Source organism: Herbaspirillum sp. Her2 (genome assembly GCF_057961375.1).
Genome location: NZ_CM176331.1, coordinates 3,562,125 through 3,577,407, shown reverse-complemented (window position 1 = coordinate 3,577,407; position 15,283 = coordinate 3,562,125). Strand labels below are relative to the sequence as shown.

At 64.0% G+C, this 15,283-nt stretch carries 14 protein-coding genes; 6 read left to right on the top strand and 8 right to left on the bottom strand.

Translation table 11 applies throughout. From position 1 onward, the window contains the following. Positions 1 to 46: 46 nt before the first annotated feature. On the bottom strand, positions 47 to 697 hold the full coding sequence (locus ACWHXP_RS16245) for a VOC family protein (protein WP_489635551.1): 651 nt from the start codon (positions 695 to 697) through the stop codon (positions 47 to 49). A gap of 88 nt (positions 698 to 785) precedes the next feature. Between ACWHXP_RS16245 and ACWHXP_RS16240 the strand changes: the two genes are divergently transcribed. From ACWHXP_RS16240 to plsY, 4 genes are all read left to right on the top strand, one after another. Further along, positions 786 to 1,289 (top strand): methylated-DNA--[protein]-cysteine S-methyltransferase, encoded by a 504-nt coding sequence (locus ACWHXP_RS16240; protein WP_489635552.1) that lies wholly within the window; start codon positions 786 to 788, stop codon positions 1,287 to 1,289. A 9-nt stretch (positions 1,290 to 1,298) separates the two neighbouring features. Beyond that, on the top strand, positions 1,299 to 2,222 hold the full coding sequence (gene xerD / locus ACWHXP_RS16235; RefSeq protein WP_259434168.1) for a site-specific tyrosine recombinase XerD: 924 nt from the start codon (positions 1,299 to 1,301) through the stop codon (positions 2,220 to 2,222). A 76-nt stretch (positions 2,223 to 2,298) separates the two neighbouring features. Continuing rightward, positions 2,299 to 2,799 (top strand): aminoacyl-tRNA deacylase, encoded by a 501-nt coding sequence (locus ACWHXP_RS16230; RefSeq protein ID WP_039790088.1) that lies wholly within the window; start codon positions 2,299 to 2,301, stop codon positions 2,797 to 2,799. Positions 2,800 to 2,893: 94 nt separating this feature from the next. Further along, positions 2,894 to 3,511, top strand: a complete 618-nt coding sequence (gene plsY, locus ACWHXP_RS16225) for a glycerol-3-phosphate 1-O-acyltransferase PlsY (RefSeq protein ID WP_121037592.1) — start codon at positions 2,894 to 2,896, stop codon at positions 3,509 to 3,511. Positions 3,512 to 3,593: 82 nt separating this feature from the next. Here plsY and tsaD read toward each other — a convergent pair whose 3' ends face one another. After that, positions 3,594 to 4,649: a tRNA (adenosine(37)-N6)-threonylcarbamoyltransferase complex transferase subunit TsaD gene (gene tsaD, locus ACWHXP_RS16220; protein WP_034334290.1), complete on the bottom strand. Its 1,056-nt coding sequence runs from the start codon at positions 4,647 to 4,649 to the stop codon at positions 3,594 to 3,596. A 133-nt stretch (positions 4,650 to 4,782) separates the two neighbouring features. Here tsaD and ybiB point away from each other — a divergent pair, with 133 nt between their 5' ends. After that, entirely contained in the window at positions 4,783 to 5,802 is a 1,020-nt protein-coding gene (ybiB, locus tag ACWHXP_RS16215; protein WP_121044818.1) for a DNA-binding protein YbiB, read from the top strand. A 237-nt stretch (positions 5,803 to 6,039) separates the two neighbouring features. Here the strand turns inward: ybiB and ACWHXP_RS16210 are convergent, their stop codons facing one another. Next, positions 6,040 to 6,495, bottom strand: a complete 456-nt coding sequence (locus ACWHXP_RS16210) for a hypothetical protein (protein ID WP_034334286.1) — start codon at positions 6,493 to 6,495, stop codon at positions 6,040 to 6,042. A gap of 1,003 nt (positions 6,496 to 7,498) precedes the next feature. Between ACWHXP_RS16210 and ACWHXP_RS16205 the strand changes: the two genes are divergently transcribed. Continuing rightward, on the top strand, positions 7,499 to 9,601 hold the full coding sequence (locus ACWHXP_RS16205; protein ID WP_489635553.1) for a putative bifunctional diguanylate cyclase/phosphodiesterase: 2,103 nt from the start codon (positions 7,499 to 7,501) through the stop codon (positions 9,599 to 9,601). Here ACWHXP_RS16205 and ACWHXP_RS16200 read toward each other — a convergent pair. The 5 genes from ACWHXP_RS16200 to trxA all read right to left on the bottom strand — a co-directional run bounded on the left by ACWHXP_RS16200 (position 9,591) and on the right by trxA (position 15,245). Next, positions 9,591 to 10,982 (bottom strand): MATE family efflux transporter, encoded by a 1,392-nt coding sequence (locus ACWHXP_RS16200; RefSeq protein WP_489635554.1) that lies wholly within the window; start codon positions 10,980 to 10,982, stop codon positions 9,591 to 9,593. The two genes, ACWHXP_RS16205 and ACWHXP_RS16200, sit on opposite strands and share 11 nt — an antisense overlap. Positions 10,983 to 11,000: 18 nt before the next feature. Continuing rightward, complete coding sequence (locus tag ACWHXP_RS16195) at positions 11,001 to 12,725, bottom strand: ArnT family glycosyltransferase (protein ID WP_134221433.1); 1,725 nt, start codon at positions 12,723 to 12,725, stop codon at positions 11,001 to 11,003. Between the two features lie 252 nt (positions 12,726 to 12,977). Further along, a complete protein-coding gene (locus ACWHXP_RS16190; protein ID WP_034331092.1) occupies positions 12,978 to 13,247 on the bottom strand; it encodes a type B 50S ribosomal protein L31 in 270 nt (89 codons plus the stop codon). A gap of 277 nt (positions 13,248 to 13,524) precedes the next feature. Then, positions 13,525 to 14,787, bottom strand: coding sequence for a transcription termination factor Rho (rho, locus tag ACWHXP_RS16185; RefSeq protein WP_008325783.1), 1,263 nt, complete (start codon positions 14,785 to 14,787; stop codon positions 13,525 to 13,527). 131 nt (positions 14,788 to 14,918) lie between these two features. Further along, on the bottom strand, positions 14,919 to 15,245 hold the full coding sequence (gene trxA, locus ACWHXP_RS16180; protein ID WP_006462943.1) for a thioredoxin TrxA: 327 nt from the start codon (positions 15,243 to 15,245) through the stop codon (positions 14,919 to 14,921). Positions 15,246 to 15,283 lie beyond the last annotated feature (38 nt).

The window sequence follows — 15,283 nt, the reverse complement described above, 5'->3', positions numbered from 1 at the left end:
TAAATCGTTTATACGGTTTATATGTTTTACCTCCCGCACGCCGCCGTCAGCCCAGTACCCGCTCCCCGTGTGGCGTCGACACCACAGCACGCAGGCTGGCCTGCTTTCCTTCCTGCAACACGATACGCGCATCGTCCAGTCCGATGGCCCGGCATGCGGCCTGCAGATCCTGCGCGGCGGGATGTTCCAGAACCAGTTGCTGCAAACGGCATCCGCGGTCGGGCAGGGCGCTGGCCGGGTGCGGCTGGCTGAGCCACTGGATCAGCGACGGCATCACGCCCTCGCAGGCCAATGTTCCATCGGCGGCGATGGTGATGAGCCAGTCCAGCGCGCCGCGGCTCATGGGTTCGATCACGCCCGGTGAAACGGGGCTGGCCGCTACGGCCGCCGCGATATCGCTGGTGCGGGCCACCCAGTGCGCCAGGCGGGGCGCAGCGTCCTTGCCCAGATGATCCATGCCGAACCAGCGCGGCCGCTCGGGCGCATCGGCGTTGGGGTCGATGGTGATGACTTCCAGATAGAAGCCTTCGCCCAGCGACAGCAGTGCATTGTGCGTCCCCAGTCGCACATGCTGGCCGCCAATGCGCGGTGCCATGGAAACGCCCAGGCACTGTTCCACCCAGACCATGCCGGATTTGAGCGTGGGGGCGGTGATGACCAGGTGGTCCGGATCGGTATGCAAGGGGGCGGTGCTCATGCGGTCTCCATCAAGTTTTGCCTGATGGTATCAAGCCCGCGCGTGAATTGCTTACAATAGCTGCCCCAGGTCCACGCCACGGCTCCCGATGACCCCAGCAGATTCTCCACTGACCGCCCTGTTCTCCGCCGTAGTGCATACGCCCTTCGGCGGCATGGGCGTGCGCACCCAGGCCGGGGCCGTGGTCGAGATGGTTTACCTGCCGCCGCATTACGCCGAGAAGGATGCCACCGATGCCGTGGCCGCGCAGGCAGTGCAGCAGATCACGCGTTACCTGGCTGACCCCGCTTTTCGTTTCGAACTGCCGCTGCTGAGCGTGTGCAGCGCCTTCCAGCAGCGCGTCTGGCATGCCATTGCCGAGATTCCCTGTGGTCAGGTGCTGACCTATGGCCAGGTCGCCAAGCGCATCCAGTCCGCGCCGCGCGCGGTCGGACAGGCTTGCGGGGCCAACTGGTATCCGCTGGTGATTCCCTGTCATCGGGTGACGGCGGCGGGCGGCCTGGGCGGCTTCTCGCATCATGACGATGAGGATGGCTTCCACCTGGAGGTCAAGCGCTGGCTGCTGCGCCATGAAGGCGTGGCGGGATACTGAAGAAGTCGCATGGGACGCACCACACCAAAGATCGAAGCCCCGTCCGTGAGCCGCGAGGCCATCGACGAATTCTGTGACAGCCTGTGGCTGGAAGATGGCCTGTCCAAAAACACGCTGGAAGCCTACCGGCGCGACATGACCCTGTACGCGCACTGGCTGTATCAGGAGCGCGCCAAGGCCCTTTACGAGACGCAGGCCGAAGATCTCAACGCCTATTTCGCGGCGCGCCACGATGAGACCAAGCCCAGTTCCTCCAATCGCCGCCTGGCGGTATTGAAACGTTTCTTCCAACTGGCCCTGCGCCAACATCACGTCACCGCCGATCCCTGCCTGAAGCTGCGCTCGGCGCGCCAGCCGCAGCGCCTGCCCAAGACCATGTCGGAGGGGCAGGTGGAAGCGCTGCTGGCCGCGCCCGATGTGTCCACGCCGCTGGGCCTGCGTGATCGCGCCATGATCGAGCTGATGTATGCCAGCGGCTTGCGGGTCTCGGAACTGGTGACCTTGAAGAGCATCGAGGTCGGCATGAACGAAGGCGTGCTGCGCGTGACCGGCAAGGGCAGCAAGACGCGCCTGGTGCCCTTCGGCGAGGAAGCCGGTGCGTGGATGGCGCGCTACCTCGCCGAGGCGCGCAGCCAGATCCTGCAGGGACAGATCGATGATGCGCTCTTCGTGACCGCACGGGGCGGGCCGATGACGCGCCAGATGTTCTGGACCCTCATCAAGAAATACGCGCTGCAGGCCGGTATTACGGTGCGCCTGTCGCCGCACACGCTGCGGCATGCCTTTGCCACGCACCTGCTCAACCATGGGGCCGACCTGCGCGTGGTGCAGCTGCTGCTGGGCCATGCCGATATTTCCACGACGCAGATTTACACCCACGTCGCACGCGAACGCCTCAAGCAACTGCATGCCGCACATCACCCCCGCGGCTGATCTTGCGGCATAATGTGCGCCCATGACGGCCCGGCCGGCCTGTGCGGCCGGTCAGTGTACCGTCAGGAAGAGACCGATGAGCGCCAAGAAAGAACACATCTCCGAAACTCCCGCCACGCAATTCCTGCGCAAGCAAGGCGTGGCGTTTACCGAGCATCCCTACGCCTACGAGGAGCACGGCGGCACCTCGGTGTCCTCGCGCGAATTGGGCGTGGATGAGCATGCGGTCATCAAGACCCTGGTGATGCAGGACGAAGCCGCCAAGCCGCTGCTGGTACTCATGCATGGCGACTGCAAGGTCTCCACCAAGAATCTGGCGCGCCAGATCGGCTGCAAGTCGGTCGAGCCGTGCAAGCCGGAGGTGGCCAACCGCCACTCGGGCTTCCTGATCGGCGGTACTTCGCCCTTCGGCACGCGCAAGACCATGCCGGTCTATGTGGAGTCGACCATCCTCGAACTGGACAAGATTTACATCAACGGCGGACGGCGCGGTTTCCTGATCGGCATCGATCCGGCGGTGATCCTGAAGGTGTTGCCGGCCAAGGCGGTACAGTGTGCGCTGGCCGATGCGGCGTGAACCGTCACGCTCACACTTGACGACACTTGACGCGTGCTGACGCCGCTCCCCGATAACAGAGACAACAGAAAGCAAAAGCAGAAAGCCCCACCTCATGTACAACATCCTCTTTGCCATCGCGGCCTACCTGATCGGTTCACTGTCCTTTGCGGTGCTGGTGTCCAAGCTGTTCGGCCTGTCCGATCCGCGCACCTATGGATCAAAGAATCCGGGCGCGACCAATGTCCTGCGCAGCGGCAACAAGAAGGCCGCCGCGCTCACCTTGCTGGGCGATGGCTTCAAGGGCTGGCTGGCGGTGTGGCTGGCGCAGAAATTCGGTCCGCACTATGGCGTGGACGATACCGGCATCGCGCTGGTGACGCTGGCGGTCTTCCTCGGGCACCTGTGGCCGGTGTTCTTCCGCTTCGTCGGCGGCAAGGGCGTGGCTACTGCACTGGGTATCCTGCTGGCGCTGAACCCGTGGCTCGGTCTGGCCACGCTGGCGACCTGGCTGGTGGTGGCCTTCGCTTTCCGTTATTCCTCGCTGGCAGCGCTGGTGGCAGCGCTGTTTGCACCGTTCTATTACGGCCTGCTGTTCGGTACCACCGATGGCATCCTGCTGGCCGTGGTCGCCATGGCGGCACTGCTGATCTATCGCCATCGCAAGAACATCGGCAATCTGCTGGCGGGCAAGGAAAGCCGCATTGGTGACAAGAAGAAGGCGGCCAAGTAAGCCTGCCGATTGGAATGAAAAGAAGGGCCGCAATTTGCATTGCGGCCCTTTTTGTTTATATCGTTTAAATGATTTACGCGATTCAGGCGGTGGTAGTGTCTTCCTGCCGCTGCGGCGGCCGCAACTCATCCAGCGGCCAGCGCGGACGCACGCCGAAACCGTATTCCTTGCGCGCCGCACCCGGCTCCTCGCGCAGGCGCATGGCACCGGCGAAGGCGATCATGGCGCCGTTGTCGGTGCAGAATTGCAGCTCCGGGTAGAACACTTCATAACGCCGCTTGGCCGCCGCCGCATTGAGGGCCGCGCGCAGCTGCGCATTGGCACCGACACCGCCGGCGATGACCAGACGCTTCAGGTTGGTCTGTTTCAGGGCCGTCATGCACTTGGCCACCAGTACGTCCACGATGGCATCGACGAAACCGCGCGCGATGTTGGCCTTGTCCTGTTCGCAGATGTTGGCGCTGTGCTGCTTGACCACGGTCAGCACCGCCGTCTTCAAGCCCGAGAAACTGAAATCCAGATTCTTGGAATGCAGCATCGGACGCGGCAACTGGTATGCGCCTGGATCGCCGAACTCGGCCAGGCGCGAGATCGCCGGTCCCCCCGGATATCCCAGTCCCAGCAACTTGGCCGACTTGTCAAAAGCTTCCCCGGCGGCATCATCCAGCGTCTCGCCCAGCAGTTCATAGCGGCCCACGCCATCGACCCGCATCAGTTGCGTATGCCCGCCCGAGACCAGCAGCGCGATGAAGGGAAAGCGCGGCGGCTTGCTCGCCAGCAGCGGCGAGAGCAGGTGGCCTTCCAGGTGATGGATGCCCAGTACCGGCTTGTCCAGCGCCAGACCCAGTCCGCAGGCCACCGATGCGCCCACCAGCAGCGCCCCGGCCAGACCCGGTCCTTGCGTGTAGGCGATGGCGTCGATGTCGGCGGCTTGCACCTGGGCATCGGCCAGGGTTTGCTGCAGCAGGGGAATGGCGCGGCGGATGTGGTCGCGCGAGGCCAGCTCGGGGACTACGCCGCCATATTCCTGGTGCATGGCAATCTGCGAATGCAGGGCATGCGCCAGCAGGCCGCGCTCGGTGTCGTACAGAGCAAGGCCGGTTTCGTCACAGGAAGATTCGACGCCGAGAACTAACATGGGGATGGACTCAATGAAGCCGCCGCAAAAAGAGCCCGGTGGGGGCCGTGCGGCAAAGGCGCTATTGTAATGGAAAGCCACCGGGCAAGCGCCCCGGCTGCGGCAGGCGGCGGTTTTGGTGTACCCTTCGGCCATGCAAAACGATGCCCACATTCCTGCTCCGGCTGCGGCCGTCGAGCCTGTCGCCAGTGCCGCTGCCTCGTCACCGGCCCCGTTCGCAGCCGCCCGTTTCATCAAGGAAATAGGACGCGGCAAGGACGGTGCCCGCAGTCTTTCGCGCGAGGATGCGCAACTGATGTATGCCGCCATGCTCGATGGCCGCGTGAGTGATCTCGAACTTGGCGGCATCCTGCTGTCCATGCGCATCAAGGGCGAGTCGGTCGAGGAGATCGCCGGTTTCCTGGCGGCCGCCGAGGCCTCCTTCACGCCCCTGCATGCGCCCGCGGGTCCCTATGCGCCGGTGGTGCTGCCCAGTTACAACGGCTCGCGCAAGATGGCCAACCTGACGCCGCTGCTGTGCCTGTTGCTGGTGCGCCGCGGAGTCCCCGTGCTGATGCACGGCGTCACCCACGATCCGCAGCGCGTGACCAGCGCCGAGATTTTCACTGCACTGGGGGTGCCGCATGCGGCCTCCGCCGCCGAGGCCGAAGCGCGCATGGCCGCCGGCCTGCCGGCCTTCATCCCGATTGCTGCGCTGGCCCCGGCCGTGTCGCGCCTGCTCGATCTGCGCCGCATCCTCGGCGTGCGCAACTCCACGCATACGCTGGTCAAAATCATGCAACCGTTTGCGCAGCCCGCCTTGCGTCTGACGTCGTATACCCATCCGGAATACCTGGAGATGCTGACCGACTACTTCAGTCACGCCGCCCCGCATGATCGCGGCGACGCCTTCCTCATGCGCGGCACCGAAGGCGAGACCGTGGCCAATGCGCGGCGCGCCCAGCGCATCGACTGGTTCAGCCGCGGCACCCGCACCGTGCTGGTGGAAAAGCAGAGCGTGGCGGAGGAATTGCCCGACCTGCCCGAAGGCCAGGACGCCGCCGCTACTGCCGCCTGGATCAACGAGGTATTGGCGGGGCAGCGCCCGGTACCGCAAGCCATCGCGGAGCAGGTCGATCACTGCGTCGACGTGGCGGCACGCGTGGGAAATTGATGCACTGCTGCGTGGGTGATTCGCCACAGCGACTCCCGCCATGCGGGAAGCTGACAGATTGACAGGCGGGACGCGCGCAGCAGCAAGCGCCGGCGGCGGATCGCACGCGGGCGGAACAAGAACAAGAAAGGAAGGAAGCAAGATCCCAGGGGGGAGCGGGATCGTGATTCGGGAGGGGGAGAAATCTCGGGAAACGACACGAGAGGAGCACGCAGCGAACGCTGCGGGAGCGCGTCTTCAGGTGCGGGTGCGGCGGCGGGTGGTGGCGGTCTTGGTCGGTGCAGCGGCTTTTTCTGACGCCTGGATGGCGACTTGCGAGAAGGCGAAGATCACTTCCTTGACGATCTTGCGCTGGGGCGCAGGCAGATTGATGAAGGCTTCGAAGGCCTCGCGCTCGCGGTAGCCGATGGCTTCTTCCCAGCGCGCGCGGCGCTTGTCGATGCGCTTGCTGATCTCCTCGCCGAAGCGCAGATGCTGTGGCGTCACGATCAGCCATTCGGCCAGCGTTTCCAGCTTGTCCTGCTTGGGCATCGACTCGCCCAGCAGCCAGCGGCGTACGCCGTGCAGCGTCATCGGCTTGCCCCAGTAACGTAGATTGAATTCCCGTTCCAGAACGGCGGGCTTGGGTTCGTATCCTGCTTTTTCCATCGCTGCGCGCAGGCGCTTTGCGAATTTTTGATTGGCGGTTTCCATGATTTCGAAGGTACTTTGAGGTAGCGCTTTCCGGGGTACGTTTGCTTCCGAGGTGAGTTACGCCGCAAACGTGATTTATACTCACTGGTCGGAAAGAGTGCGCCATCGCTCCTGCAACGGCCCGCGCAGGAGCGCGCCGAAGCAGTTCCGGCAAGCATTTCCGGCCGATGGGAAAGCGTCCATGTGCAAGTCTCCAAAAGAGTCTTTGGTGCAACGAGCCGCCGCATTTGGCACGGGTCACCGTGCACAGATGTCAGGTCATCAGGCCACTGCAAGTACGTCGCGCGGAGCGCATGGCAGGGACTGGCCTGGTGCATCGCATGCTTGACGCAGGAGGGACGATGCCGGTCTTGTGATGCAGGCATTGTCGGTCCAACTCTCCTGCCTGTGCATCGGCAGGGCGCAATTTTTTAAGGTTTGTGTCCGCCGCGAGACACGCCGCAAGGAGCGAGACACGGCGTTCCAGATCTGATGCGACGCGGCATCTTGCGGCCGAAGCGCGCTAGAATAGCGGGAGATCGAAAAGCGCACCGGGCATCCGGTGAATGAATAGCCGATATCTTTCCCATTCCACGGGATGGAGTTTTTGTTAGATAATCCGGCCCGAGCTTTTGGGGGGCGACACCGTCCGGCGTCTTGCCGGGGAGTCACACAAGCAGCACGCTGGTTGCAACGAATCGAATAACTCAAAGAAGTCAGCAGCATCCCTGTGGTACGTTTTGGTTACGTAACTTTTTGAGGTTCCCGGAATGACGTCGGCGCGCGTCGTGGCAGCGGCATGGTTTCCTGCCGCGCACGAGGTGTGCGGGCGCTTTCCGGGATGGAACGCGGCGACCCGTTGCCCGGCAACGGCGATCGACTGACGTCCTGCGGCCCGCTGCGCCATGCTGCCAGCGCGCTCGTCGCCAGGACGGAACGGCCGCGATACCGAGCAGGCGTCCTTTCCTGCGGGCTCCCAGCGATCGCCCGCGTGGAAGGTGCGCACCCGAGCCCAGGTTCGACAATGTCAGCTTCCTTTCATTTCCTGCTGTTGGCCTTCGCCTTGCTGGTCGCCAGCCTCTCGGCCTACGCGGCGCTGGAGGTCTCCGAGCGCATCGTGCTGCAGGAGTCACAGCACCGGCGCTTGTGGCTGGCCATCGGCGCGGTGGTATTCGGTCTCGGCGTGTGGGGCGCGATGCTGCTGACGGTGGCGTCGCTGGACGCGCCCATGCCGATCGCCTTCGATGCGCGCATGGTGGTGCTCACCCTGCTGCTGTGCCTGTCCAGCGCTTTCTACCTGATGCATCTGACGGGCATGCGGCGTCCGCAACCGGCCCTGCTGGTCATTGGCGGGCTGGCCATCGGTGCCGCCTTCAATGCCGCCTTCCATATCGCGCTCAAGTCGATGACGCTGGTGCCGCCGCTGGTGTATCACACGCCCTTGCTGATCGTGGCCCTGGTGGTGTCGGAAGTGGTGGCGGTCTTCATCGTCACGCTGTTTTCCGCCAGCAACGGACGCAAGCCCATGACCGGTTCGCTCAATTCCCAGCAGGCGCGGCGCGTGCTGGCGGCGCTGCTGGTGGGGGCCGGGCTGGTGTCATCGGCGGCCGCCGGACTGCGCGCACTGCTGATCGATCCGCAGGCGCAAAGCCTGGCCGGGGAAGGCATCACGCGCGAACACCTGGTCAATGGCCTGGTGTTCCTGGCCTTTCTGGCGATGGCCATGGCGCTGGTGGTCAGCGGCGTGCAGCGCAATCAGGTCTTGAAGAAGATCGTTGGCCGCACCAATGACAAGCTGCTGCACTTCGCCACCCATGATGTGCTCACCGGCCTGCCCAATCGCGCCTTGCTGGCGGACCGCATCCAGCATGCGGTGGAAGTGGCGCGTCGCAACGGCAAACCGTTCGCGGTGCTGTTCATGGATCTCGATGGCTTCAAGGCCATCAATGATTCGCTCGGCCACGCCGTCGGCGATGGCTTGCTGGTGGCGGTGGCGCAGCGCATCCGCGCCTGCATCCGTGGCGAGGACATGGTGGCGCGCATCGGTGGCGACGAGTTCGTGGTGGTGATGAGCAATCTGTCCACGCCCGAGGTGGTGGAGCAATTGTCGGAGAACATCCTGGCCGAACTGCGCCTGGATTTCCAGATCGAGGATGCGACCTTGCGCGTGACCTCCAGCATCGGCATCGCGGTCTATCCCAACAGCGGCGAGTCGGTCGATGCCCTGATGAAAAATGCCGATGCCGCCATGTACGAAGCCAAGCAGAGCGGACGCAACACCTATCGCTTCTTCGAGCCGGCCATGCATGCCAGCGCCATGCGCCATCTGCAGGTGCGGCAGGCGCTGCAGCAGGCAATTGACCAGCAGCAGTTCCGCCTGCACTTCCAGCCCAAGTATCGCGGTGCCGGCAAGGAACTGACCGGGCTGGAAGCGCTGCTGCGCTGGCATCATCCGGAGCTGGGCGAGATGGCTCCGTCCGAATTCATTCCCATTGCCGAGCGCTCGGGGCAGATCCTCTGCATCGGCGACTGGGTATTGCACGCGGTGTGCCGGCAGATCGTGTGCTGGGATGCGGCCGGCGTGAAGCCGGTCAAGGTGGCGCTGAACCTGTCGCCGCTGCAGATGCGCAGCGATCTGGTGGAGCGCATCATCAAGGTGGTCAGTGCGTCCGGCATCGCGCCGCAGCGGCTCATGTTCGAGATCACCGAGACCGCCGCCATGAAGGATGTGGAACGCACCACGCGCGTGGTGCGCGAACTGCAGTCGCTGGGTTTCGACATCGCCATCGACGACTTTGGCACCGGCTATTCCAGCCTGGCCTACCTGGCGCAGTTCCACTGCCGCCAGGTCAAGATCGACCGTTTCTTCACCTCCCGCCTGGATCTGGACGATCACTCCGGACGCGCCATCGTGGCCGCCATCATTGCGCTGGCACATGCCCTTCAGATGGAAGTGGTGGCCGAAGGCGTGGAGACCGAAGGGCAGCTGCGCGAACTGCAGCTGCTGCATTGTGATCAGGTGCAGGGCTTCCTGCTGGGGCGGCCGGACGACGCGGTCAGCGTGCCCGGTCTGGTCGACGCCAGCAATGACGATCTGTTTGCCGCCGGCGGCGTGATCAAACGCTGAGTTCGGCGCGCTGCGCGCGGCGCTGGATCACGCGCAGATAGGCCAGCAGGCCGAGGGCCACCAGGCCCAGACTCAGGCTGTTGGCCAGCCAGAACCCGGACGGGCCGCGCAGCGCCGGCGGTGCCACGCCCAGCGGATCGAGTCCCAGCAGATAGCCGCCGCCCAATCCCACTCCCCACAGCGTGACCGCGTAGATGACGGTGGGCACCACCGCCACCTTGTAGGCGCGCAGCACGAAGGCCGTGGTCACCTGCATGGAATCGAACAGCTGGTAGAAGGCGATGTAGAGGAACAGCGGCAGCGCCGCACCGACGATCACCGGATCGGGCGTGTAGGCGCGAATGATGTGTTCGCGCAGGAACCAGACGATCACCCCGATCACTACCGACAGCGAGACCGCCAGGCGGATGCCGGCGCGGCCGATCTTCTTGGCCTCCGCCATGTTGCCGCCGCCGATGGCTTGCGCGACCAGGGTGCTGGTGGCGCTGGCAATGGACAGCGGCAGCATGTACAGCACCGTGCCGACGTTGGCCGCGATCTGGTGGCCTGCCACCGGGACCGCGCCGAGGCGCGCGATGAACACGGCCATCAGCGTGAAGGCGGTCACTTCGATGAAGTAGGACATGCCGATCGGAATGCCCAGCAGCAGCAGCGTGCGCTGGCTCTTCCACGAGGGCGCGACGAAGCCGCTGCCAAACAGCTTGAGCGGACGATACAGCGGCAGGCGCGCCACCAGCAGCCAGGCGGCGATCATCATCAGCCAGGCGATCAGCGTGGTGGCAATGGCGCAGCCGGGGCCGCCGAAGGCCGGCAGGCCGAGGCCGCCGAAGATGAGCAGGGCGTTCAGCGGCAGCTTCAGCAGCAGGCCGCCCAGCTGCAGCGCCATCACCATCTTGGGCCGCGCCAGGGCGGTGTTGAGCGAGGAATAGACGCGGAAGAACAGCGTGGCCGGCAGCGCCAGCGCTTCGATGCGCAGGTACAGCGTGGCCTTCTCCACCAGTTCCGGCGAGGCCTTGGCCACGGCCAGGAACAGCGGTGAAAACATCAGGATCAGCGAGCCCACGATGGACAGCAGCACTGCCAGCCACATGCCTTGCTTGACCTCGTTGCCGATCTCGCCCACGCGGCCTGCGCCGTACAGCTGGCCGATGGTCGGCTGCAGCGCCTGCAGCACACCCGACAGGCCGACGAACACGCTCACGTAGATCGACACGCCCAGCGCCAGCGCGCCCAGGTCCAGCGCCGAGAAGCGCGAGACCATGGCGGTATCGATGACGCCATTGGCGATGATGGCCAGCTGCCCGATCAGCAGCGGCCACGCCAGCCGCGTGATGCGGCCGACGTGATGGCGGGAGGAGAGGGCGGGCAGTTCAGTCGTCACGCGGCAGCCAACCTTGCGTCAGCGACCGGCACGGCGGTACAGGCGGAAGCGCTCGTCGCGGTCGGAGGGGCGGCGGCCTTCCCAGACCATGCGCCAGTTGCCGGGGTACTGGCGCAGCATGATGGAGGCATCCTGATTGCTGACGTCATCTTGCAGCAGCAGGTAGTCGCAGCTCTGGTCGCGCTCGTCGGCAAAGCGCACGTTGCCGAAATAGGCGAAGGAGGCGCGCTGCGCCGGTCCCACATTGCTCTGCACGCACTGCTTGACCGAGGTCAGTTTCGATTCGATCTGTTCGGCCACGCCCGCATAGCTCTTGCCGTAGTTGACCCAGGGCAGCCACAGCGTCATCAGCAGCACCCAGCACAGGATCACGCCACCCGACGACAGCACCACGGCCCGCCACAGCACCGAGGGACGGCGCGAGATGCGCCAGTGCACCACCACGATCCAGGCCACGGTGGCGGCCACGGCGATGGCCAGCGAGATCCATTCGAAGCCGGGCTTGAAGCCCGGCGCAAGCTTGTAGGCATTGCGCGCGATCTGGGCCGGCCAGCCGGTTTCCTTGGCGATCCAGCCGATCCAGATGAAGGCCGCCGAGGTGGTCAGCGTCATCACCGAGAACCAGTCCACCGCATTGATCGCTCCGCGCTTCATGGTCGGCAGGCCGAACGCGGCCAGGATCGCCAGCGCCGGCAGCAGCGGCAGCAGCATGCCTTCTTCGCGATGCACGTTGACCAGGATCAGCAGCGTGATGGGAATCAGGAAGGCCAGCGGCAAGGCGATGTGCAGCGAGCCCAGCTGGCGGCGCCAGGCGTACAATGCCCAGCCGGCGAAGGGCCAGGCGGGCCAGGCAAACCACACGCCGTATTTGCCGAGGAAGGCCAGGGTGGCCAGCGTCGGGCGGTTGAGCTGGTAGATGTTCCAGCTCATCCACAGCTCGAACTGGCTGGCCGCTTCAGCCGGGATCAGGCGGTGCAGCGCGGCTACCCAGGCGGCGCTGATCAACAGCGCCATCGGCAGTGCCAGCAACAGCAGCAGGCCGAGGGCGCGGCCATCCTTGCGCAGGGCGGCCAGCAGGACCAGCGCGATCATCACGCCGACCGGCAGCAGCCAGCCATAGGTCAGCACCAGCATGCCCAGCGCCAGTCCCAGCCAGATGCCATGGCGCAGCTTGCCCGCATCGAACACGCGCGCCGCGCCGAACATGGCATAGGCCACCAGGGCGATCTGCAGGGTCTTGGGGCTGGTCTCGTGGCTGTGCAGCAGCAGGCCGAGGAAACCGAGATAGATCAGGAAGGCACCATCGGCCAGGGTGCGGCCGAAATCCTTGGGTTCGGGCTGGCCGCCGAAGGCCAGCTTCAACGGCTGCGCTTCGGCGCGGCGGCCCAGCAGGTAGGTGGTGTACCAGATCGACAGCGAGCCGACCAGGAAGCAGCCGATGATGGAAACGCGGGCCGCCAGCGGGTCGCCCAGCAGCCAGCCGAACAGTTTGATGCAGATTGCACCAAACCAGTAGGCCAGCGGACTTTCCGCCGGCAGCGGCAGGCCGGCCACGTTGGGGGTGAGCCAGTCGGCCAGGTTGCCATGGGCCATGGTCCACATGATGCCGAAGCTGGTGGCATCCTCGTTCTTCCAGGGATCGCGGCCGATCAGGCCGGGCAGGATGTAGAGGAGGGCGAGCGCAAGCACGGCCAGGCGCGGAAGCGCATTGGTCGCGGCGGCGGGAAGACGGACTGGCTTCATCAAGATCTTGTTGCTCTTGTTCTGTGCTGCGTGTTGGGTGATGCGCGGGCTGGGGTGGCCTGGGCCGCGCGGTCGCCGTTGTCGGCGGCTGGTGTTTTTGGCTGGTGTTTTTTTAGCAGGCCCTATTGTGCAGGAAAACCCGGTAAATAGTTGTTTCTGTCTGCTACATGATGGTGCAGCCCCTGATGCTGCCCCACCGGTGAGCCCAACAAAAAAGGCAGCCGGAGCTGCCTTTTTTGGAGGAAGTACTGATTACGCCTTCGAGACAGCAGTCTTCGAACCGACGGAACCGAACTTCTGGCGGAACTTCTCGACGCGGCCAGCGGTGTCGACGATCTTGTGCTTGCCGGTGTAGAACGGGTGCGATTCGGAGGAAACTTCGATCTTCACCAGGGGATATTGCTTGCCTTCGAACTCGCCGGTTTCGCGGGTGCCGATGGTGGAGCGGGTGATGAACTTGAAGTCGTTCGACATGTCGTGGAACAGGACTTCGCGGTAATCCGGGTGGATGCCTTCTTTCATGATTGCCTCAAGAGTAGTTTGGTAGCCAATCGCCACTTCGTCGGTCGCCCTGCTTCTTGACCCGATTGATGATCACTTGCCGGTTTGGAAAAGTCCGAAATTATACAGTGGAATCAGGGGCTTGGGTCAAGGCGGCCGCTCGGCCGGGCCGGCGCGGCGTGGTATTTCGGATGAAAATGCCCCAGCTTTGTTTCCCGCGGGGCAATGAAAAACGGCATGTCCGCTCAGGGACATGCCGTTTTCCGAACCTGCCAAGGACTTGGTTGCTTTTGCGAACTTAGTTGCCCCGGCGCATCATGTCGAAGAACTCGGCGTTGTTCTTGGTGGACTTCATCTTGTCGAGGATGAATTCCATCGCTTCGATCTCATCCATGTCGTACATGAGCTTGCGCAGCACCCAGATCTTTTGCAGCTGGTCCGGCTTGATCAGCAGCTCTTCGCGGCGGGTGCCGGACTTGGAGAGGTTGATGGCAGGATAGACGCGCTTCTCGGCCAGGCGGCGCTCGAGGTGCACTTCCATGTTGCCGGTACCCTTGAATTCTTCGTAGATCACGTCATCCATGCGCGAGCCGGTTTCGATCAGGGCGGTGGCGATGATGGTCAGCGAACCGCCTTCTTCGACGTTGCGGGCGGCACCGAAGAAACGCTTCGGGCGCTGCAACGCGTTGGCGTCCACACCACCGGTCAGCACCTTGCCGGAGGCCGGGATCACGGTGTTGTAGGCGCGTGCCAGACGGGTGATCGAGTCCAGCAGGATGACCACGTCCTTCTTCATTTCAACCAGGCGCTTGGCCTTTTCCAGCACCATTTCGGCGACCTGCACGTGACGCGTGGCCGGTTCGTCGAAGGTCGAGGCGACCACTTCGCCGCGCACCGAGCGCTGCATTTCGGTCACTTCTTCCGGACGTTCGTCGATCAGCAGCACGATCATCACGGTGTCCGGATGATTGGTGGTGATGGCGTGGGCGATGTGTTGCAGCATCACCGACTTGCCCGACTTGGGCGAGGCCACCAGCAGGCCGCGCTGGCCGCGTCCGACCGGGGCGATCAGGTCGATGATGCGGCCGGTGATGTTTTCCTCGCCGCGCATGTCGCGCTCAAGCTGCAAGAGCTTGTTGGGGTGCAGCGGCGTGAGGTTTTCGAACAGGATGCGGTGCTTGGAGGCTTCCGGCGGTTCGCCGTTGACCTTGTCGACCTTGACCAGGGCGAAATAGCGCTCGCCATCCTTGGGCGTGCGCACTTCACCTTCGATGGAGTCGCCGGTGTGCAGGTTGAAACGGCGGATCTGCGAAGGCGAGATGTAGATGTCGTCGGTGGACGCCATGTAGCTGGCGTCGGGCGAGCGCAGGAAGCCGAAGCCGTCAGGCAACACTTCGAGGGCGCCATCGCCAAAAATCTGTTCTCCTGATTTTGCGCGCTTCTTCAGGATGGCAAACATCAGCTCCTGTTTGCGCAGGCGCGCAGCATTCTCGATGTCCAGGCTGATGGCCATTTCCAGCAAGGCAGAGACGTGCATCGCTTTTAGTTCTGATAAGTGCATATGAGTGTCCCGGGACGGGATAAGTAAAGGTGGGGGAGGGAATTGCGTGGTGTGGATCTAGGATAAAGCCGGGCACCGTGTGCCGGGCGGACGGCAGCGCGAGCGCGCCGCCGTCGGATGTTACATCAGAATCAGATGTTGCTGTCGATGAACGAGACCAGCTGGCCCTTGGCCAGTGCGCCGACCTTCTGGGCAGCGGCTGCGCCGTTCTTGAACAGGATCAGGGTCGGGATGCCGCGGATGCCGAACTTGGCCGGGATGGCCTGGTTGGAGTCCACGTCCAGCTTGGCGATCTGCAGCTTGCCGTCGTATTCCTTGGCGACTTCTTCCAGGATCGGGGCGATGGCCTTGCAGGGACCGCACCATTCCGCCCAGAAATCAACCAGCACGGGCTTGTCGGACTTCAGCACATCGGCTTCGAAAGAGGCGTCAGTAATATGTTTGATATGTTCGCTCATGGCATTTCCTCGGTATGAGGCAGTGGTGTAATTAGTCA

Coding starts and splice junctions, on each gene's coding strand:
- ACWHXP_RS16245 (WP_489635551.1), bottom strand. CDS start 697: ATGAGCACCGCCCCCTTGCATACCGATCCGGACCACCTGGTCATCACC.
- ACWHXP_RS16240 (WP_489635552.1), top strand. CDS start 786: ATGACCCCAGCAGATTCTCCACTGACCGCCCTGTTCTCCGCCGTAGTG.
- xerD (WP_259434168.1), top strand. CDS start 1,299: ATGGGACGCACCACACCAAAGATCGAAGCCCCGTCCGTGAGCCGCGAG.
- ACWHXP_RS16230 (WP_039790088.1), top strand. CDS start 2,299: ATGAGCGCCAAGAAAGAACACATCTCCGAAACTCCCGCCACGCAATTC.
- plsY (WP_121037592.1), top strand. CDS start 2,894: ATGTACAACATCCTCTTTGCCATCGCGGCCTACCTGATCGGTTCACTG.
- tsaD (WP_034334290.1), bottom strand. CDS start 4,649: ATGTTAGTTCTCGGCGTCGAATCTTCCTGTGACGAAACCGGCCTTGCT.
- ybiB (WP_121044818.1), top strand. CDS start 4,783: ATGCAAAACGATGCCCACATTCCTGCTCCGGCTGCGGCCGTCGAGCCT.
- ACWHXP_RS16210 (WP_034334286.1), bottom strand. CDS start 6,495: ATGGAAACCGCCAATCAAAAATTCGCAAAGCGCCTGCGCGCAGCGATG.
- ACWHXP_RS16205 (WP_489635553.1), top strand. CDS start 7,499: ATGTCAGCTTCCTTTCATTTCCTGCTGTTGGCCTTCGCCTTGCTGGTC.
- ACWHXP_RS16195 (WP_134221433.1), bottom strand. CDS start 12,725: ATGAAGCCAGTCCGTCTTCCCGCCGCCGCGACCAATGCGCTTCCGCGC.
- ACWHXP_RS16190 (WP_034331092.1), bottom strand. CDS start 13,247: ATGAAAGAAGGCATCCACCCGGATTACCGCGAAGTCCTGTTCCACGAC.
- rho (WP_008325783.1), bottom strand. CDS start 14,787: ATGCACTTATCAGAACTAAAAGCGATGCACGTCTCTGCCTTGCTGGAA.
- trxA (WP_006462943.1), bottom strand. CDS start 15,245: ATGAGCGAACATATCAAACATATTACTGACGCCTCTTTCGAAGCCGAT.